The sequence below is a fragment of the Mesorhizobium alhagi CCNWXJ12-2 genome, assembly GCF_000236565.1.
GTDB classification, from domain to species: Bacteria; Pseudomonadota; Alphaproteobacteria; order Rhizobiales; family Rhizobiaceae; genus Allomesorhizobium; species Allomesorhizobium alhagi.
The window spans coordinates 1-19884 of sequence record NZ_AHAM01000208.1; the positions used below are offsets into that span (position 1 = coordinate 1).

General features: G+C 58.4%; 13 protein-coding genes and 1 pseudogene. 10 read left to right on the plus strand and 4 right to left on the minus strand.

What is annotated here, in order from left to right; all coding sequences use genetic code 11:
* The 7 genes and pseudogenes from MAXJ12_RS23490 to MAXJ12_RS23520 form a co-directional block, all read left to right on the plus strand.
* Window positions 1-261, plus strand: a pseudogene (locus MAXJ12_RS23490) (conjugal transfer protein TrbE); the annotation flags it as partial.
* Window positions 262-275: 14 nt separating this feature from the next.
* Entirely contained in the window at window positions 276-998 is a 723-nt protein-coding gene (trbJ, locus tag MAXJ12_RS23495) for a P-type conjugative transfer protein TrbJ (RefSeq protein WP_008838529.1), read from the plus strand.
* Window positions 999-1031: 33 nt separating this feature from the next.
* On the plus strand, window positions 1032-2354 hold the full coding sequence (gene trbL, locus MAXJ12_RS23500; RefSeq protein ID WP_008838530.1) for a P-type conjugative transfer protein TrbL: 1323 nt from the start codon (window positions 1032-1034) through the stop codon (window positions 2352-2354).
* Window positions 2355-3086 (plus strand): conjugal transfer protein TrbF, encoded by a 732-nt coding sequence (gene trbF / locus MAXJ12_RS23505; protein ID WP_008838531.1) that lies wholly within the window; start codon window positions 2355-2357, stop codon window positions 3084-3086.
* On the plus strand, window positions 3076-4101 hold the full coding sequence (gene trbG / locus MAXJ12_RS23510) for a P-type conjugative transfer protein TrbG (RefSeq protein WP_008838532.1): 1026 nt from the start codon (window positions 3076-3078) through the stop codon (window positions 4099-4101). The genes trbF and trbG overlap by 11 nt, the downstream gene beginning before the upstream one ends.
* Window positions 4102-4112: 11 nt before the next feature.
* Window positions 4113-5330 carry a TraB/TrbI/VirB10 family type IV secretion system protein gene (locus MAXJ12_RS23515; protein WP_008838533.1) on the plus strand — a complete coding sequence of 406 codons (1218 nt, stop codon included), beginning with the start codon at window positions 4113-4115 and terminating at the stop codon, window positions 5328-5330.
* Window positions 5331-5367: 37 nt separating this feature from the next.
* Window positions 5368-5601 (plus strand): DUF2274 domain-containing protein, encoded by a 234-nt coding sequence (locus MAXJ12_RS23520; RefSeq protein ID WP_008838534.1) that lies wholly within the window; start codon window positions 5368-5370, stop codon window positions 5599-5601.
* A gap of 247 nt (window positions 5602-5848) precedes the next feature.
* Here MAXJ12_RS23520 and MAXJ12_RS23525 read toward each other — a convergent pair whose 3' ends face one another.
* The gene (locus tag MAXJ12_RS23525) at window positions 5849-7990 is read right to left on the minus strand and encodes a competence protein CoiA family protein (RefSeq protein ID WP_139044009.1); all 2142 of its coding nucleotides are present in this window, start codon (window positions 7988-7990) and stop codon (window positions 5849-5851) included.
* A gap of 96 nt (window positions 7991-8086) precedes the next feature.
* Here MAXJ12_RS23525 and MAXJ12_RS23535 point away from each other — a divergent pair, with 96 nt between their 5' ends.
* Entirely contained in the window at window positions 8087-10066 is a 1980-nt protein-coding gene (locus MAXJ12_RS23535) for a phospholipase D-like domain-containing protein (protein WP_008838538.1), read from the plus strand.
* Window positions 10067-10144: 78 nt separating this feature from the next.
* Here MAXJ12_RS23535 and MAXJ12_RS23540 read toward each other — a convergent pair whose 3' ends face one another.
* From MAXJ12_RS23540 to MAXJ12_RS23545, 3 genes are read right to left on the minus strand one after another with little or no spacing between them, the layout of a single operon-like run.
* The gene (locus tag MAXJ12_RS23540; protein WP_085984045.1) at window positions 10145-13300 is read right to left on the minus strand and encodes a site-specific DNA-methyltransferase; all 3156 of its coding nucleotides are present in this window, start codon (window positions 13298-13300) and stop codon (window positions 10145-10147) included.
* 2 nt (window positions 13301-13302) lie between these two features.
* Window positions 13303-14064 carry an FRG domain-containing protein gene (locus tag MAXJ12_RS35610; RefSeq protein WP_008838542.1) on the minus strand — a complete coding sequence of 254 codons (762 nt, stop codon included), beginning with the start codon at window positions 14062-14064 and terminating at the stop codon, window positions 13303-13305.
* A 3-nt stretch (window positions 14065-14067) separates the two neighbouring features.
* Window positions 14068-17079: a BPTD_3080 family restriction endonuclease gene (locus tag MAXJ12_RS23545; RefSeq protein ID WP_008838543.1), complete on the minus strand. Its 3012-nt coding sequence runs from the start codon at window positions 17077-17079 to the stop codon at window positions 14068-14070.
* Between the two features lie 606 nt (window positions 17080-17685).
* Between MAXJ12_RS23545 and MAXJ12_RS23550 the strand changes: the two genes are divergently transcribed.
* Both MAXJ12_RS23550 and MAXJ12_RS23555 read left to right on the plus strand, forming a co-directional pair.
* On the plus strand, window positions 17686-18204 hold the full coding sequence (locus tag MAXJ12_RS23550) for a hypothetical protein (protein WP_139044010.1): 519 nt from the start codon (window positions 17686-17688) through the stop codon (window positions 18202-18204).
* A complete protein-coding gene (locus MAXJ12_RS23555; RefSeq protein ID WP_008838545.1) occupies window positions 18198-19514 on the plus strand; it encodes an esterase/lipase family protein in 1317 nt (438 codons plus the stop codon). Before MAXJ12_RS23550 ends, MAXJ12_RS23555 begins: the two co-directional genes overlap by 7 nt.
* The last annotated feature ends 370 nt before the right edge of the window (window positions 19515-19884 follow it).

Sequence of the window (19884 nt, forward strand, 5' to 3'; positions counted from 1 at the left end):
GAGCGGCAGGTCGAGCTGATCGCCCGCGCCACGCCAAAGCGCCAGTATTATCTGCAGTCACGCCGCGGCAACCGGCTGTTCGAGCTGGGATTGGGTCCCGTCGCGCTCGCGCTTTGCGGCGCCTCCGATCCGGCTTCGCAGACCCTCGTCGACACGATCATTTCCGAGCACGGCCGGAGCGACTTCGCCCCCCGATTCCTGAGCGCTCGCGGCCTTGAATGGGCCGTCGAGCTTCTCGGGCATTTCCCCCAACCAGAATAGGAGCATTCAGAATCATGCGGCGCCACCTTGTTACGGGTCTTGTCACCGTGTCCCTTATCCTCAAGCCGATCGCCGGATTTGCCCCACCGGCCTTCGCCGTCACTGTCTTCGATCCCAAGAACTACGCGGAAAACGTGCTGACGGCGGCACGCTCGCTGGAGCAGATCAACAACCAGATTCAGTCGCTGCAGAACGAGGCGACGATGCTGCAGAACATGGCGCGCAACCTTCAGCGCCTGGATTTCTCCTCGCTCGGACAACTTACCGGCGCCCTCAACCGTATCGACGGGCTGATGATCCAGGCCGACGGGCTGAGTTTTGACCTGGACCAGCTCGAGGGTGAATGGCGAGAAAAGTATCCAGAAAGCTACGACGGCACGATCAAGGTGAATGACCTGGCCTCGGCAGCACGCGAGCGCTGGCAAAGCGCCATGAAGGCCTTCCGCCAGACCATGCACGTGCAGTCGCAGATCGTCGAGAACGTCCAGGCTGACGGGGATCTGCTTGCTGAGCTCGTCAACCGCAGCCAGGACGCCGCCGGCGCGCTGGAGGCCCAGCAGGCGACCAATCAGCTGATCGCGCTATCGGCCAAGCAGCAGATGCAGATCCAGACGATGCTTGCGACCCAGTACCGCGCCGAAGCCGAGGACGCCGCCCGCAAGGCGCAGTCGGAGGAAGCCGCGCGTGAGACGACGCGACGCTTCCTCGGCTCTGGCAAGGCCTATTCCGGCAACTGAGCCGGCATCCCTTGAAGCGAGGAAAGCAGCGGCATGGACGATCTAGGCGTCATCGACCGGTTCATGGAGACCTTCATCCGCTACATTGACGGCGGGTTCGGCCTGCTCTCGGGCGACGTCGCTTTCCTCACCACCATCCTGATCGGCATCGATATCACGCTTGCGGGCCTGTTCTGGGCGCTCGGCGGCGAGCACGATATTCTCGGCCGGCTTGTCCGCAAGGTGCTTTATATCGGCGTCTTCGCCTTCATCCTGAACAATTTTGCGAACCTCGCTGGCATCATCTACCGCTCCTTCGCCGGGCTCGGCATCAATGCGTCGGGCGGAGGTCTCTCGCCCGACGATCTCCTGCGGCCGGGCCGCATTGCCGCCACCGGCTTCGAGGGCGCCTGGCCGCTGCTCGATCAGGCAAGCCAGCTTCTCGGATTCCCGGAATTCTTCGGCAACGCGCTCACCATCTTCGTGCTGCTGCTCGCATGGTTCCTGGTCATCATCGCCTTCTTCATCCTCTCCATCCAACTCTTCATCACCATCCTGGAGTTCAAGCTCACCACGCTCGCCGGCTTCGTGCTTGTGCCGTTCGCACTCTGGAACCGCTCGGCGTTCCTGGCCGAGCGGGTGCTTGGCAATGTGATGGCGTCCGGCATCAAGGTGATGGTGCTTGCCGTCATCGTCGGCATCGGCTCCACGCTCTTTGCCGAGTTTGCTTCTGCATCGCATGGCCAGGAGCCGGACCTTGCCGCCGCCATGTCGCAGGTGCTGGGCGCGCTGGCTCTGCTCGGTCTCGGGATCTTCGGACCGGGCATCGCCTCCGGGCTCGTTTCCGGCGCACCTCAGCTTGGTGCGGGTGCAGCACTTGGGACGACGGCAACGGCGGCCGGTGCGACGCTCGTTGCCGGCGGCACGGCATTCGCTGGTGCCCGTATGGCAATCGGCGGCAGCCTGGCCGCGGTACGCGGCGGCACTGCCATGAGTTCCGCTACCTCCACGGCCTACCGCTTCGGACGGGATACGTCCGGCGAGCCCGGTCTGGCCGGCGTCGCGGCTGGAATGGGCGGCATTGCGCGAGCCGCCGGTGGTGCGGTCATACAGAGAGCACGGTCCGCAACAGGTCCGATCAGTCGAAGCGTCGGAACCGGCCGCGGTGCCGCCTGGACGGCGACGGGCGGTAAGCCGACCTCTTCCCAGCAGGAACCCGCCGTCAACACAGCTGCCGATGCCGCCCCGGCCTGGGCCAAGCGCCTTCGCTCCGAGCAGACGGCTCGAGCCCATCGCCACACTGCCATGCAGGCCGTCCGCGATGGCGACCGGCCGGGCGGTGGCGCCAATCCCTCCCTCAACGACAAGGACGACTAGATGCTCTTCAAGCGACCCGTTCAGCGTTACGGGAAGACACCCGAACCCGTCACGCCCTATCAGAAGGCCAGCCAGCTTTGGGACGAGCGCATCGGCTCCGCGCGCGTGCAAGCCAGGAACTGGCGGCTGATGGCCTTCGGCTGTCTGGCGCTGGCGACCGGCCTTTCCGGCGGGCTTCTGTGGCAGTCGATGCAAAGCCGCGTCGAGCCTTACGTCGTAGAGGTCGATCGGTTCGGGGAGGCGCGCGCCGTCGCGCCTGCGATCCAGGACTATGAGCCGTCCGATGCCCAGATCGCATGGCATCTCGGCCGCTTCATTTCGAATGTCCGCTCCATCTCCACCGATCCGGTGCTGGTGCGGCAGAACTGGCTTTCGGCCTACGACTTCGCCACCGACCGCGCAGCACTCTTCCTCAATGAATACGCCAAGGCCAACGACCCGTTCGGCAAGGTCGGCACGCGTAGCGTATCGGTGCAAGTGACCAGCGTGGTGAGGGCGTCCGAGAGCTCGTTCCAGGTCAAATGGACCGAACAGGTCTATGAGCGCGGCAGCCTCGCCAGCACCACCCGCTGGACCGCGATCCTCACAATGGTGATCCGTTCACCAGACAACACCGACCAGCTGCGCAGGAACCCGCTCGGCGTCTTCGTCAACGCCATTGACTGGTCGCGCGAGCTCGACAGCGCCGCGTCGACACCCGTTTCCCCGAAGGAGCCAGCAAATGAAGAATAGAGCATCATCGATCCGTGCTGCCCTGATCGCGTCCGCTTCGGCCTTTGCCCTTTCGGCCTGTGCTTCGAAGCCGGTGCCGCCACCCGAGATTTCGTACGATGCGGCGGACTTCAAAACGGCCGTCATCGAGAAGGCGCCGGACAAGCCAGTGAAAATCGTCGAAGTACCAAAACCGCTTCCATTGCCCGGTCAACTGCAGCCCGCACCGGGAAAGGTGGCCGAGGATGAGCGCTCGCCCAAGGATCGCGTCGCCGACGCCAATAAGGCCGCCACCCAGGAACCGACCGAACATGGCTATGTCAACGCGGTCCAGGTCTACCCATACGCGGAAGGCGCGCTCTACCAGCTCTATGCCGCACCCGAGCGCGTCACCGACATCGCGCTGCAGCCTGGCGAGACGCTCACCTCGGTCTCGGCCGGCGACACGGTGCGCTGGGTGATCGGAGACACGGTAAGTGGTTCCGGCGATAACCAGCGCACTCATGTACTGGTCAAGCCTTTCGCGCCGGGGCTCAAGACCAATCTCGTCGTAACGACGGATCGACGCTCCTATCATCTGCAGCTCGAAAGCACGGACAAGACCTCCATGGCGGCGATCTCCTGGACCTATAGCGATGACCAGATCATCGCCTTGCGCCGGCGCAATGCTGAAGCCGAGGCCGCCATGCCGGTGGAGTCCAGTGTGGCGCTGGACGATCTCCGCTTCCGCTATTCCATTACCGGCGATACGCCTGCCTGGCGCCCGGTGCGCGCCTTCGACGACGGCCATAAGGTCTATATCGAGTTCCCGCGCCGCATCGACCAAGGAGAGGCCCCGCCGCTCTTCGTGGTCGGCGCCAAAGGCGACAACCAGCTCGTCAACTACCGCATGCGAGGCAACTACTACGTCGTCGACCGGCTCTTCGCCGCCGCCGAACTGCGGCTTGGTACGGAGCCGCAGCAGGTGGTGCGCATCACGAGAACCGACGGCAAGCCACGGCGGCGTCCGTCCCTCTTTGCGCGCTCGGGCCGGTGAGGGGAGGGATCATGACCGGTACATCTCGATCCGACATTCCTTCGAAAGTCGATCCCGAGGATCTGCAGCTGCGGGCGTCGCCGCGCCGCGTCGTGCGCTTCAGACGCGGCGTCATCGTCGCCATCGCGGCGCTTGGCTCGGGCGCCATTCTCGGCATCACGATGATTGCGCTGCAGGGACCGGCTTTGCGCATCAAGCAGCAGGCCGAAAAGCTCTACGACACGGAGCGCAAACCGACGGCAGAGGGGCTCGAAGCGCTTCCGGGGGACTACTCCAAAATCAAGCCCGATACGCCAGTACTCGGACCTCCTCTCCCTGGCGACCTGGGGCGACCGATCCTCGAGCGCCAACGCCAGCTCGGCATCGCACCGGGACAGGAGGTTTCCGCCGAGGAGCAGCGCCTGGCGCAGCAGGCGATTCAGGCGCGCGAGTCAGCAGTGTTCTTCCGGATCGAGAACAAGGCAACGCAACTCAACGCAAACAGCATGAATCAGGAGGCGCGGCCGCCGCTGCATGCATCCATTCCACAGCCGGGCGCCGGACTTGCCCCCGCTTCCGTGGCGCCGGCGGAAGGTGACCAGAACAACCAGCAGCGCAAGCTGGATTTCCTGCAATCGCGCGACACGGGCGGCATCTACAATCCCCACGCCCTGCAGACGCCGGTCTCGCCCCATCAGGTCATGGCCGGCAGCGTGATCGCAGCGAGCCTGGTGACTGGGATCAATTCCGACCTGCCGGGTCTCGTCGTCGCCCAGGTCACCGAAAATGTCTACGACACAGTCACCGGCAGTGTCCTACTGATCCCGCAGGGCTCGCGCCTCATCGGCACCTATGACAGCGTTGTTGCCTTCGGCCAAAGGCGCGCGCTGCTCGTCTGGCAGCGCATCCTGCTGCCCGACGGCTCCTCCATCGAGATCAACAACCTGCCCGCGACCGACACCGCCGGTTATGCCGGACTCGAGGACAAGGTCGATTTCCACACATGGCGACTGATCAAGGGCATCGCACTTGCAACTCTGCTTGGCATTGGCACCGAGTTCAGCCTCGGCGAAGACGAAAGCGATCTTATTCGTGCCATCCGCGAATCCACCCAGCAGAACGTCAACCGCGCCGGCCAGCGCATCACCGAAAAGAACCTTGATATCCAGCCCACAATCACTGTCCGCCCCGGATGGCCGCTGCGCGTGATCGTCCAAAAGGACCTCGTTTTGCGGCCCTACAAAGGCTGAACTGTCTGCGCAACCATCGCCAGGAGAAGGACCACCGATGGCAAATCTGAAGCTTGGAAAGCTGCCCGACCGCTCACCCGCGAAAATCACGATCACTGTCGGTGCTGAGCTGAACCGGGCGCTTCATGATTATGCATCGCTCTATCGACAGACCTATGGCGAATCCGAATCTGTCGCTGAACTCATTCCGTTCATGCTTGAGGCATTCCTTGGAAGCGACCGAGGGTTTGCGAAGGCGAGAAGGGATGGCTTGCCCGACGCCGGCCTGTGAGGGAATTGCGACGGCGGTCACATTCAAGTTTCGAGTGAGCAGGAGACACTGGTCCAGGATTCCAATCGGGACGAAGATGCGCGGCTCGCCGAATGGCAGGACGTGCCCGCTATCGCGCAACCTGCCAACCGTCTCGCGCGCCGCGATCCTGTTCGAGGCCCGGACCGAGATCGAAGGTGTGCAGCATCCCTCGTTGTCCTAGCGTCGTTCTCCAACCTTGCGTCGTCTCCCTTGCTGCGGCTGTCAGCTATCGCGACAGGTGACCGAACTCCCGGTCCCATTCCGAGAGTTTCGCGAGCGCCTTGCGATAAGTGCTGTCGTCTTTAACGAACATGAGCGGCGTCATGCGGCCAAGGTCGTCATCTCGAGCATTCAGGAAGGCTTCGGAATGCTCGGAAGCAAGGCGGCGCTTCGCTTCTGCGATGATCTTGTCTTGGTAATGCTGGCGCTCGGCTGCGGCGTCCCCTTCGCGTGCCAGCTGCCTCACCAAAACAGACAGCAAGTCGCGCGCCCGGTTCAGTCCGGGCTCGCTATCTTCGGCTGCTTCAAGAGGCGTCATCCTGTTCAGCTCATCGCGAGTCGTGTTCAGGAATGCATCAAGGCCAGAACCGCTCAATTGCTCTTCGGCGTCAATGCAAAGACGTTCACGGCGCGAGTGCCGAAGCCGCTCCGCTTCCTGAATGTGCTTCTTCCGCAGTTCCCCAGCCTGTTTTGCCATCTGGACCTTGCGGCGCTGGATAGCTCCTTCAATTGGTAATCCAACAGTTCCGTATGGAAGCGGCCCACGCTTTTCGAGCATGGCGACAGCGGCGTTAATCTCTGCCGAGATCTTCGGCGCTTCGATGCCCGATTGAAGCGCGGCCCGGTATTTCATTCCGGACTCGGTGTGAACGGAATCCAGCCAAGATTCACTGGTCGCGTTGCCGCGTTCTTCGGCCGGAAGCTCCGCCAGTATCCATTCGACCGCCTGCATGGCAGCGTGCATGGCGGCAGTCCTCTGCTTCTCCGCCAGCGTGCGAGTGGTCCAAGGTTCAGCGAATTGTCTTGCAAGCACCATGCCGTTATCGTGCTGGACCAAGACGCCTGCACGGGCAAGGTGTTTCAGATAGGCATCCACGGCCTTCCAAGGTGGAGCGAAATCCGGTTCGATCATGGCGGCATCGTCCGCCAGCCCGGCATAGACACGCCGAAACTGCTGCCGGATTAGACCGGCTTTCTCCAGATGTTGGGTGATCGGGACTGCTTTGCAGACACCGTTTCCAAGGCATCGGTCGTGGAAGACCTCAGTTAGAATGATGGCCTGCCAAACCTCTGGTGGCACGGCGAAGCAGGCAAAGCCCGCTACCTCAATGCCGACATGTTCGGCGAACCCAGTTGCTTGAAGCTCCTCCAGACGCGAAATCTGGCTGCTCTCCTCCGCCAACGCATTCGAAGCTTCCCAATAGGCAGAAATCAGCTCGACAACGCGCTTTTGGTGCTTGGCGGCGGCGCCAACTCGCCGCTCATCCTGAGCAGCGCGCCACCTTTCTTCGTCCTCGCGACGGTTCGTCTCCGCAACATCGATACCGGGATGATATAGCCACCAGCGCGGCGCGGTGCGCAGCACGGCATCGGCAATCGCTTCGCGTGTTAAGTCATATGAAAGCCGTGACAGGTCCACTTCAACGGCCGGAGTGCGATGCTCACGAAGTCGCCTAACCTTGGCCTCATCGCTGAAATGCGTCACGGCGACCTCAACAAAGAGGTCATACTCCAAGGCGCGAACATACAAGTCCGGGATGATCGTCTTTGGGTCTGTGTATTCGAGCCGGAGGAATTCCGTCTGGACCTCCTGACTGGGTTTCGTCACCACCCGCTTGCGGTGATCGAGCGAAAGTCGGCCTGGTAGGAGCATCTTGGGACTGGCACGAAACATCTCCTTCGCAAGGAGGTGCAGGACGGTTTCGGGCCCCCCGCCGCACGCCTCACCGCGGTAATGAGCGAAGTGCGGCACATGATGATCGGCTTTCGTCCGGGCGACAAGCTGGCCGCGACACGCTGGGCAGATGCAACCACAGGCGAGGCCACGCTGAACTTCGGTGATATGCGCCAACCTGCCATTGGGTTTCTGCCCATAGACAAGTTGGGCACGATCGGAACCATACGACTGCCGCGCCTCTTCTTGATCGCCCATCCCGGCCCCAGTATCAAAATCGAATATGGTAAAGCACGAGAGGATATCACCCTTAGGGCGTGCGCCAAGCAGCGGGTCGCGCCACCTGTTGCGGAGACCGGCCAGCCGAATCGAGGTGCCGATGGCAAACTGGACGCCGCCCTGTGAAAGTTGGGTTGACCGATCTACGAAGCTGAAAAAAATGGAAAGACTGCTCTTCGCAAGGTCAAGCCGCAATACTTCGTACCGGATCGGGGGATGAATTCAGATTGATACTGTGCAGCTAACCACACGCGCGATAGTCTTGGGGCCTGGACAAGAGTCGGGGGGGGTATGGTCAGGATCACGAATGCGCGTGCTTATGCGAACAACGAAGTAGCCTATGTCGCATGGGACATCGACGAGAAGATCCCGGGGTGCCTGGGTTTCGAAGTCATCCGTGTCTACTTGAATTCGGACGGAAGCGTTGCCGAGCGCCGCAACGGAAGCGACGATCGCGTCTCCTGCGCCGCTTGGGTCGGCTTCAAGGGACAGCGAAATCCGCATTGGCTGCCCCATGAAAGCGGCGTATGGCCGATCCAAAAGCTGTCCTGGCGCGACCTGACTCTGCGCAAAAAGCGCGACGGCCTCAGGCGACGTCCCGATGAGGTGCGTGTCCGCTACGAAATTCGGGCCGTCGGGGACCTCCGTCCCGGCATGGAGCCCGCGCCCGATCCGACGCCGTACAAGGCCACGGTCGCGAAGAGGGATCCCAACGGCAAGCCCGTGCATGACGCCAACGGCGATCCGGTGTCGGTCGAGGTCGCCAGCTATACTGGGACCCCACGGCCGTTAGGGTACCTCGGTCCCGCCGTCGCTACGAACGACGTGCTCGTAACTACGCGCCGCGGCGTCTTCCGCACCACCTTCACCAACGGCGTGCTCGCGGCGCAATGGCTCCGCAACGTGCTGCTCGAAGGCGACGGCGTGATCAAGCCCGATGAACTAATCAACAAGATCTCCGACCCGAATGATCCCCACCGGAAGTATCTCGCCGGCGACGTGCTGCCGCTGCTGCGGGAGCTGTTCGGCCGGCCGGGGGAATTTTACCTCGGCCTGTATGAACTGGAGGACCGCGAGCTCGTTGAATTGTTGCTCACGAATGCCAACCGCATCCATGTCATCCTCGCCAACACCGGTGCTGAAGACAAAGTCTGGGACAAGCGCAACGCGAAGGCGCGCAAGGCGCTTGTCGACGCAGGCGTCGATATCCAGCACCGGATGTTCAACAACTCAACTCATATCGGGCATAACAAGTTCGTCGTGCATGTGCCGCCCGGTGGCGCCCCAGCCGCGGTCTTCACAGGCAGCACCAATTGGACCCAAACGGGCCTTGCCGGCCAGACGAACAACGCGCTTCTGATCGAGGAGCCCTCGGTAGCGAAGGTGTTCTTCGACTATTGGAACCTGATGAAAAATGACCCGCTCGTCGTTCCCGATCCGCTCGGTGCAGAGATGAAAGACGCACAGCAAAGCGCGGCCTTCCGTCAGTCCAATTTCACCAAGAACACCGTTCCGCTTGGCAACGGTGCCGAACTGACGGTCTGGTTCTCGCCGAACACACTACAGCGCAAGAAAACTAAGAAGTTGCCGCCGGATCTGTCGGACATCTACGGCCGCATGCGCCGCGCTGAGCATGCGATCCTCTTCCTCGCATTCTATCCAGGCCAAAGCGGTAGCGACTGCATCATCGGCGAGGCGATCGATATCGGACGCAAGGATCGTGAGCTTATTGTGATGGGAGCGGTCTCTAGTGCTCAAGCCATGCCCAACTATATCCCCAAGAAGAAGAACGATCCCAACAATCCCGATGACGACACGCCCGGTCAATCACCGCACACGTTCAAGGAGGCTAATGTCGAGATCGTTCGGGCGTCCCGGATCGACGATCGGGCCATGCTCAAGGATTTCGGCGCTGAGCAGTTGGCCGCACGCGGAATGATCGGCGCGATCATTCACGACAAGGTACTGGTGATCGATCCCCTCTCGCCGAACTGCATGGTTGTGCTGGGCAGCCACAATCTCGGTTTCAAGGCCAGCTACTCCAACGACGAGAACATGGTCCTGGTGACGGGTGATCGAGCGCTCGCTGAAGCCTACGCCGTGCACATCCTGGACGTTTATGATCACTACCGGTTCCGTGCGATCCAGTCCGAACGGCAGAAACAGGGCAAAAAGGGTTGGTCCGGCTTTCTTGAAGGAGATGACCGCTGGCAAGACGGCTATGTTCAGCGCAGCAAGGGTGCGGTCATGCGATATTTCGCAAACGGCTGAAGAGGTGGGTGGCTGCGCGCCGCGAGAGGGGGAACCTGCCCGCTCCCGGCACTGCCGGCGACCACCCATTGCAAATTCTCAAACGTCAAATACCTTCTGCACTTCGTCGCCGAAATGGTTGATAACCTTAACGCAGACGCGCCCTGAACCGGGCTTCGGGAAGGGGCGTGAAATTGTTGCGCTAATCTCTTCCCAGGCTGTTTCGTCAATCTCGGCCTTGAGCGCACGCCTCAGCGAGTCATAAGGGTCCTGCCCGACGAAATAGGCTTGGCGCACGAAGAAACTTTCTTCATTGTAGTCATCGTCGATGAACCATGCCGCGATGTCATTCTTCAGATCGTTGCCGCCAGATGAACGCACTTCCCCGGTTGTCGGGTCGAAGATGTCCATGCCCTTGACTTCGATTCGGAACATGTCGTCTTCCGCTTTCACGACGCGAAGGTCCGGCTCGCCGAAGATCACGAAGAGATTACCTGCGCCCGTCGCCTTGAGTTTGTCGCCCATGCGCAGGTCTTGGTTCATGCGCGCTTTGAGCACAGTAAGCGAACCGAAGTTCAGCCGGGTTTCATCAACCTCAGGCGCGAAAGCGAAGCCGCAGACTATCAGCGTGTCGTACAAATCAGCGGCCTCACGGGCAGCCTTTTTTACGAGGTCATAGCCTACAGTGTCATACTCCGGGCCAATACAGATGGCGGCGCGCTTGAGTTCGCCGTTTTCCACATAGCGGCCTTCGAAGGGAACGATGCCTGACCGAGAAACGCGGGGCTTGAGCCATTCGAAGTGTATGGCTTCGCCCTTCTTGGTATTTTGAACGCCTGAGGCAAGAAGGTTGTCATAGACGACCTGCGCGAAATCATTTGAAGGCTCGAGAGGGAGCATATCCTTGTCCGCTTGCGATAATATGTCTGGGCTCTCGGCTTCGACTTCCAAAATCTCGGCAAGATAGGGGTCTTCACCCAACGGCAGCACGCGATGCGGTGAGAGGCTCTCTACTGTGAAGGGGCCGGACACGCGCACAATGCCCTTGGCTTTAACCGGACGATCATAGAGCCACTCGATGTCGGCGTTGCGGGCAATTGAGGCGTCAATTTCCTTCTGGCGTTCGCGCCGCTCGATCCACCATGCGTCGTGATCCGCCTTAACCGGTTCTGGCCATTCCGCGTTCGATTCGCGTGGGATTTCCCATTCTTCCCACGCCTTGCCGAGCGCTGCGTTGATCTTGTTGCGCAAAGGTTCAAGCCGGGATTGGAACCGATCCCAAATGACGTCGATTTCGGCGTTGCGGACGATCGCGCCCAACGAAACTTTCGCGGCGCGATCGGTCACAAAGCCGTGGCGAATATCGTTTCCGAAGGGGCCCTCGGCTGGCGGCTTGCCGGTCAGCTTCCCTTCCGCCTCCGCCCCCTCCTTAGTGTCTCTCAGATAAAAATAGTCATATCGCGCACCCATCAGTCGGGAACGAGCCAAAGTTAGCGCAACGCGGCTTGTATCAATCGTAATCCATCGACGGCCCCAATTCTCCGCGACATAAGCGGTTGTTCCAGAGCCACACGTTGGGTCAAGTACGAGATCCCCGGGGTCCGTAGTCATTAAAATACAACGTTGAACTATTTTTGTTGCGGTCTGGACAACGTATACCTTGTCTGTCGCACCGGCTAAATCAGACCATATGTTCGTGATCGCCTGTACAGGAAAATCGTCTAGGTATTTCAAAAAGCGGAGCCTTGTTGCTTGAGCCACCAACCGACCGGACTTTTCGAGGCGTGCCATTCCAATTTCATTCGTCTTCCACCGTGTTTGATCGGAAGGTGTGAAAGTTCGGCCTTGGAAATTGACCCGAAACCAGCTTGCTGCGCCTTCCCCTTTTTCACGGCCCATTCCGGCGGATTCGAGTGGGTCCGGGGCAAATAATTTTGCACCGGCCGGAATAGCTCCAATTCTTGACCGAGATGTTCTTTCGCCATTCGACAATTCTACGAGCGTGAACCGGCCAGCGTCGTCCGCCGAAATTTCCCTTTCTTTATAAATTTCTCGATACTTCATACGGTCAGCATCGATCGCGTACCAAAGAACATAGTCGGCAGTTGATCCTAGATACCGAGCAAAAGTCGAACCTGCCTTTTGTACGGTAATATTGGCAATCGCGTTGCGAGCTCCAAATACTTCATCCAAAAGTGCGCGTACATAATGAAGATTTTCGTCGCCGATTTGGACGAAAACGCTTCCTGTTTCGGCCAACAAATCACGAGCGACAATCAGCCGGTCCCGCAAATAGCTGAGGTATGAGTGAATGCCGTCTTTCCACGTATCGCGAAAAGCGCGCACAACCTCGGGTTCACGGGAAACGCTAGCTTCCTTGCCGTCCTTGACGTCGCGAGTTTTGGTTGATGGCTGCCAATTTGAATTGAACTTGATGCCATATGGAGGATCGAAATATATGCACTGCACCTTGCCGCGTAATGCTTCGCGTTCTGCAAGGCTGCCCATGACAGCTAAGCTATCACCCAGAATCATTCGATTTTGCCAATTCTGATCGTGGACATAGAACTCAGTACGGGCTTCTGGGTTAGCTTCCAGCCCGTTGAAGTCGTGGAAAAAGTCGATTTGCGGCGCGGTCTTAACCTTTCGGGCGGCTGACTGTCGCCGCAAATTCTCGATCAGGGCACGTGGATGAATTTTCTCTTGGATGTAGATTGGCGGTGCGGCCACTTCCAATGGCGCCCCATCCTCTACATCCTTGCCTCGCCAGACAAGCTGAGGGTCAAGGTCCGGGTTTCGCGGATAGCGCAGAAGCTTCAAGTTTTTTTCGTCATCCGGCAGAATGCCCTGCAACTCTGCCGTCGGGATGTTCCTCCTCTTGTCTCCCGTATGGGTATAGTTATCAATTTCTGTGCTTTGCGACTTCTGGCGTTTTGGCGGCAGAGGCACTGAGAAATCGGTTCGCCTTATCTGCGCATCTCCGCTCTCGATTGTGTAGGTAACACTGCCGTCAAATACTCGCGCTCCGGCCTCTACACCCGTAACTGGATCCCTAAGTTGGACATATAAGGTTGCGGGAGCTGTGATGGCACCGCCTTGTTCGACAGCCGCATCGTCAAAAACTGCCAGACCGTCAATTCGGACATGGTTGGCGAGCTGTTTCAGCCGTCCCCACCAAATCGAGCTTGAGACATCAAGTCGGCTGAACGCCTCACGAAGCTTGGTGCCAACGTCATCTTTTTCTGACTTGGTCATGGCTATATACCCTGATCCTGCGGATGTGCCGGAACTCCGGGCGTTGGAATATCAAAGCGCTGTCCTGTTCGCGCGCTCGCAAACGGGATTCCGTTGCTGAAGTGCCACCGCAGGTGTTCGCCAAGCCCCTGCAAATCACCCCAAACTAATGCCGCGTTGACCCCTATACCATGAAGTCTCTGCCTGAAATCGTCGCGTTTCGTCGGGCTAATTTGAAATCGCCTTACCTCTCCAACCGGGACGTTCCATGGTGACCCCGGCTCGGGGTGAACCGTGAAAAGGCCGCTCTGAGCAGCAACACGGTTTGCAATTAGAGGAGCTTCGAAAAACATTACTTCCTTCAATTTAAACGGCTCTAGATTATCTACGTCGACAAACTCTGCAGCGGATGTTCTAACGGCGATCACCTCTGCGTTCTGTCTATAATCACCAGAGCAAATTGCGAAATAAACTGCAATGAGAGGGTTATTTGTCCAATCTAGCAACCGAGTGGGAACACCAAAGTGTTGCGCCAGCGTGAGCCATTCCCAATTATTGTTTGGCGCAGCACCTTGAAGGAGCATCTTGGAACGGCGTTTAAATTCGGAGAATAGACGTCTTTCGTCAGTTTCTTTGTAGGTTCGACCTGCTGGGGGACGCCCAATAGTTGGCACGAGCTGATAGGAAGCATCACCATGGCCGCGAAATACCCAGCTGCTATCTGTATGCTCGCTGATCCATTTAAGAAATGCAGGCCAGCTTCCCTTCGTGAGACTATTCGCCATCGCTTACTCCGCCGCCAGCAAGGGGCGCATATAGTCGCGAATGCGCGCTGCCGCGTCGTATGGCACATCGTTCAACTCAAGGAAGCCCCAGCGTCCGAATCGCCCAAAATTGTTGACTGCAGGCACCCAGATGTTCCGCATGGTTTCAGCTTTCGCCGCGTCCTTCTCGTCGCGCTGGCCCTTCAACTCAATGACAAGATTGAGTGGTTCGGCTGCGCCGTCGTTGATACGTACGATATAGTCCGGGCGATAGCGTAGCGTCTCACCTCCGAACTCATACGGCACCTCGAAGCTAAGGTTATGGTTCTTGGCGTAGGCAATGACTTCGCTCATGCCTTCAAGCCTCGCGGCAAGGCCCGCCTCCCAGGCCTGATCGTATACTACGAAATTCAAGTGACATTTGTCGGCGCGCGTGGCCAACACCGTCGTCTTCGACGTATTGAAATCGACGTGTCGCGTCGTGCCTTCAGGATTATAAGGATTGAGGATCGGCAGAAGCGCGCCGCTTGATCCATCCGGTGGCCCGGCAAGAGAGGGCGCCAAAGCACGATAGATTTTCTCCGCCGCCTTTATCGCAAGCGAACGCCACTTGAGGAACTGCGGGACAGTTTCGCCCGCACATGTCAGACATTCCATAAACCAGCGTTCGGTGATTCGCGTGAGTTCGGGATAGCGCCAGACCTGCAACGCGCCGTCCGGGTCTTTGAAATAGGTGCGCAGGAGGAGCCCAGCGACGTCGAAGATCACCGTCTTGAGACGCAATTGATTGGCTTGCGTGCGCAGATCGAGTGTGAACCCTTCCCCAATCAGTGGCTCGACTTCCGTGACCATCGGGATGTCATCAGGCGTAAGTGTCATTTTGCTGTCGGCTGTGAAGACCGGTCGAAGCGACTTACGTGGGAAGACGATGCGGTAGCCCTCGACATTCGGGAAACGGATTTCCAGCTTTCCCCGGTCCTCCATAGCTCGCACGCGGGTCACCTTCGGCGGGGGTAAAGGTGCCACGTTTTTGCCCTGTTGGGCGAAGGTGAAAGGCACACCAAGCACATCCGCATATTCGACCGGGAAAAAGCCCGTTGTCGGGTCTGTCTCATAGGAAACGCGTCGAAGGCCTCGCCCTACGACTTGCTCGCACAAGAGCTGCGTGCCGAATGCTCGCACGCCCATAATGTGTGTGACTGTGTTCGCGTCCCAGCCTTCCGTCAGCATCGATACGGAAACGACGCAGCGTATGTCGGCGCCAAGCTTGCCGATACGTCCGACTGTGTTCATGACTTCGCGGAGAATGTCAGCGTCGGTCAACTTATCGATGTCTCGTGGATCGTTGCGTAGGCGAAGCTCTTTCTTGAAAGCTTGTATTTCGTCCGCCGCAAGCGTGCGGAACTCATCGGATAGGGCTTCGCCAGAATCGAGTTGTTCACTGTCGATCAAAAGCGTTCGACGACGCCCAAGCCACTGGCCACGTTCGTCGACGTTGGAGAAGAGATTGAGCCTGCCCGGCACAAAGCGGGTTTGGGCGTTCTCGCCTTCGCCTTCCGTCACCTCATAGCCACTGATCCAGTCGGCCATGAGTTTCGACGTCGCGGTATTGTTACAGACAACAATAAAGACGGGCGGGCGGCCAAGATCGGGTTCGGCTTCCCAAGCGGCGTAGGTCGCCTTGTAGTGGTTGTAGAGGGCTTCCGTTGCTTGCAAGAGTAGGTGGGGGAGCGCTTGCGGGTCCATCAGCGCTTTGGACTGCTTGCCGCGCCCCCGTTTTGGCAGGCCTTTGGAAACGTATCGGTAAACGTCCCGGAATTTTGGAAGTTCGCCTTGAATTGAATCGTCCAGCACTGGAAGGCGCGGAACCTTCACGATGCCGCTTTCAATAGCGTCGAGAAGCCCAAAGTCAGATGTCACCCATGGGAAAAGTGTTCCCTCTGGGTATCCGGAACCTTTCAAGAAGAACGGCGTGGCTGATAAGTCATAAATTGCCTGTACGCCGATTTTGCGGGAAAACGCCTCGATGCCGTTGATCCAGACCCGTGCCGCTTCTTCATTGCGTTTGGCCTCTTCCTTCTCCTCCGCCGTCAGAGGTTCGCCATTCTCGTTCTCGCTACCAACTTTGTGGCGGTAGCAATGGTGGGCCTCATCGTTCAAGACGATGATGTTCTTGCGCCCCATAAGTTCAGGCGCGACGCGGGCAATCATCTCACCTTCGGTTTCCGTGAATGTTTTTTCCGGCCCGCGCCCACCGAGTATCTGGCGGTTCAACTTCGAAACTTGTTCGGTCTCGCGCAGCATGAAGGCGTGATAGTTAGTGATGACTATGCGCGCCTTTCGAACACCATCGAGCAAATCCGTTGGGACAAGGCTCAGCGCCTCGTAGATGTTCTCCGGGTCTGACGGGATCAGAACGCGGAGGCGGTCCCGGATCGTAATTCCGGGCGCAACGATCAAGAAGGCGTCGGAAAAAGTTTTGGCGTTCGGACGGCGCGCTTTGTTCACCGCGTGCCACGCAATGATCATGCCCATGACCGTCGTTTTGCCGGAGCCCGTCGCCATCTTGGACGCCAAGCGATAGAGGCCGGGATTGGCCTCTGCGTTCGCATCCTGAATCTGCTTCTTAAAGCGGGCGGGTGCGACCTCGGTGAGATAGATCAGCGTCTCGACAGCTTCGCGCTGGCAGAAGAATAAGCGCCTCGCCCGCGAGGGCTCTCCCCAGTGCAGCAGCAAGCGTTGCGTTTCGGGCGTAACGCCCCATTGGCTTGGAGGCAGGGCTCGCCACTGGTTCACATGCTTGCGGATTTCATTGATTAGCGCATTCGACGTGACTTTGGCGCCGTCCTGATCGAACAGGGCGAGTTCAGCCTGCTTTGGGCCTCGGCGCCGCGCGGCGGGAACGGGAACGACTTGAATACTCTCGCGACGACCTGGCAATTTCACGCCCGTCGGCTGCCCTTCCTCGTCGAGCTCATAGTGAAATAACGGGGGATCGAACGGCGACGAAATAATTGGGTTGTCTGTGAAGCCCATGTCCCCCCACTTACGCTAGCTCTGATTCTTGACGATCAGTTAGCACGCCGATTGACCCGGTGTGAATTGCAGCTATTGAGAACTCGCTGCCAAGCATCTGTGAAAGCAGGTCAAACCGACAATTTTTGCAGCCGGTTTCAAGTCTGGATTGGTAGGTAGCCGACGCACAGGCGTGGCACGCCCAATAGGGCTTCGGCGAAAGATCGGTCCATTCGATAGAGGATCGAATAGCACCACGTCCGACTGATTAAAAACTCGCCGGTCGCGGACATCACCAATCCTGACCCTACGCCGGCTTGTGGCAGTATGTGGTTCTTCAAAAAGTTCGCGACCAAATCCTCCCGTCACTCGCTGCCCCTTTACACGATACCAAATAAGCATCATGCGTACTTTCAAGTGCCCGTTGATTTGTACCGCTGGTTCGCTAATCTCGACAAGGTCGACGGTTTTTGAGGGGCAAGACAGTTGCCGAGCAAATCGGGAAGTTCCGGCAGGGCGGCACTATTGGCGGCTGGATTGGCTCTCATGCCAGTGGGAGCTTTGAGCGAAGAAGTTGAACACGACGTTTGCACATGCAAGCAGGTCCACGCTGGGGCACAATCCTCCTTGAAGGGCGGCGTCTGCCAGAGAACAGAGGCCAACAATTGTCTGATGGAATGGGGTAGCGCCGGTAGCCACGGCGTGAATGTCGGAAACGGGGCGCCCCAAAATGACGCCGTTGACAACGCCGATAAGTCGATCCGACAGGCGGACGAAAAGTTCCAGATCGTTCCAGCCTTCGGCGACGCAACAGCAGGCCTTTTGCCGATGCAAATCGCTGTTCAGAACCTGGCGAGAGTTCATCCAGAAGGGTACCGAAACCCCGGTCTGGTCGAGAGCTTTTTGTTGCTGGCCGCCTCTGCCCTCTCAAGATTTGACGCGCCAGTTGATGTCTTGAGCAAGGGAATGCTATTCGAGCATCGCGAAGAGCTCACTAGTATTCTTTCCAAGAGTGGGACACTGTACCTTGATCCGTTCCGGATTGAGGGCCAATTCGGATGTCTTAAAGTGTTCTTCGATACCGAAAAAGGTGAGAACGTCGGGGTTTACATTAAGACACCATTTGCTGCGAACGAAGTATGTTGAATATCTGTCGCTTGTCATTTTCATTATTGGCGCTTCTGACTTATATTCAGACCTCGTTCGCCGTCGAACCGAAATTGTTGAGCGCCCCGGCGACTGCTCAGAATGCCGACCGGGCACTAATTTTTGTGCATGGTTTGCTGGGTGCCGCTGAGGGTTCGTTCGCAAATTGGCCGGAAATCATTGCCGATGACGACACTGAACTGCCTGGACATGGCAAGTTGTCCGATTTCGCAGTGTACTCGGTCGATTATCAAGCCGATTTTTTATCGCAAGCGAAACTTGATGAAGTTGCGGTGGGGGTGTCTCGCGACTTGGCCGCCTCTCAAATATTCAGGCGCCACCGGCATGTGTGGCTGGTAGCCCATAGTATGGGGGGCTTGATCCTCAAACGTAGTCTCACATTATGGGTTCAGGAGCGGAAAGAGCTGCTGATCGATAGGATCATGGCTGTCGGTCTTTTGGGTGTCCCTTCCAATGGCGCGCCCTTAGCGGATTTAGTGAAGAAGCATGGGATCGACCGGATTGCGCTAACCTTCGGCTGGAACGGGGCCTTGTTGGAAGACCTGACGACAAATTCTGGCAGCTATCTCACCAGCTTGGAAACCAATTGGGAAGGGCTCAAACGGAATCGTGATACGGGAGAGCCGCGAAGATTTACGCCGGTCATCTCCTGCGGCTATGAAGAAAAACCACAACTAGCTGGAAGCGATTGGTGGGGTGGCAGAGTTTGGGATGCGTTGGTTGGTTCTGTAATCGATAGCACGGTGGTGCCGGACTTGTTCGCAAAGACGGCGTGCCACGATCGACGGCACTTCTCGGTCCGGCATACGGATTTGATCAAGCCAACAGATCAGAATGATACTGTGCATGTTTGGCTTCGAAATCTGATCATAACCTCGATTACGAAAGGCGCGAGCGAAAATCGCGTTGAACTCAGTACTAGGCCGCCATCGGCCCGTTCGTCCGAAGCGACTGGTCGCGTGGATTTCAACCTTTATGACCGGGTCGCAACGCTAAATCAGGGGCACGACGTTAGGAACCTGGACCAACAAACCGGCCTTTCCACTCATCCTGAGCGCATTGTCTTCGCCAATTCTCCATCCGAGGAGCAGGCAAACTCACTGGTTCTGCGCGGCGGACCCTTTCTTGGTAGCACATTGCTCGATGCTTGGTATGCGGCGGCTGCAAAGAACACGTGCTTAAAAGTCGAAGCCTCCGTCGATCGCTTAAAGATTATTTTGGCCGTAGATGGCAAAACCGTGCAGTGTTCCGGAGGCGCGATGGTCTGCAAAGGGCAGAGCTGCACCTGAGGCCCGGTGGACGACAATATTGGTTGCCGATCGCGGCTCCGTGGATTGGGTGCCTTGTCTGGAGTGAACCGTTGCGGCGACCTGTCCTTCCATCTCGCCTCCACTTGCTGGTTGTTTCACGCGAGGTGGCCGTCGTGATGCTGATCTGCCTGCAGCCGCTTACCTGTCAAGCTGCTGATGCGGCACGCACCATGTTAGTGCTTGTAGTTGAGGCGATCATCCATCAGGACGTCTTGCAGCCTGGTTTTGCAACCGGGTGCAAAAAACAATTGTACGGTTCCAACATTGGTTCAACATAGCCAATTATCTTATTGTTATCGCCTAACAAATTGGCACATGTTGGTTTCCCTCCGGGCCCACCAGCGTACCT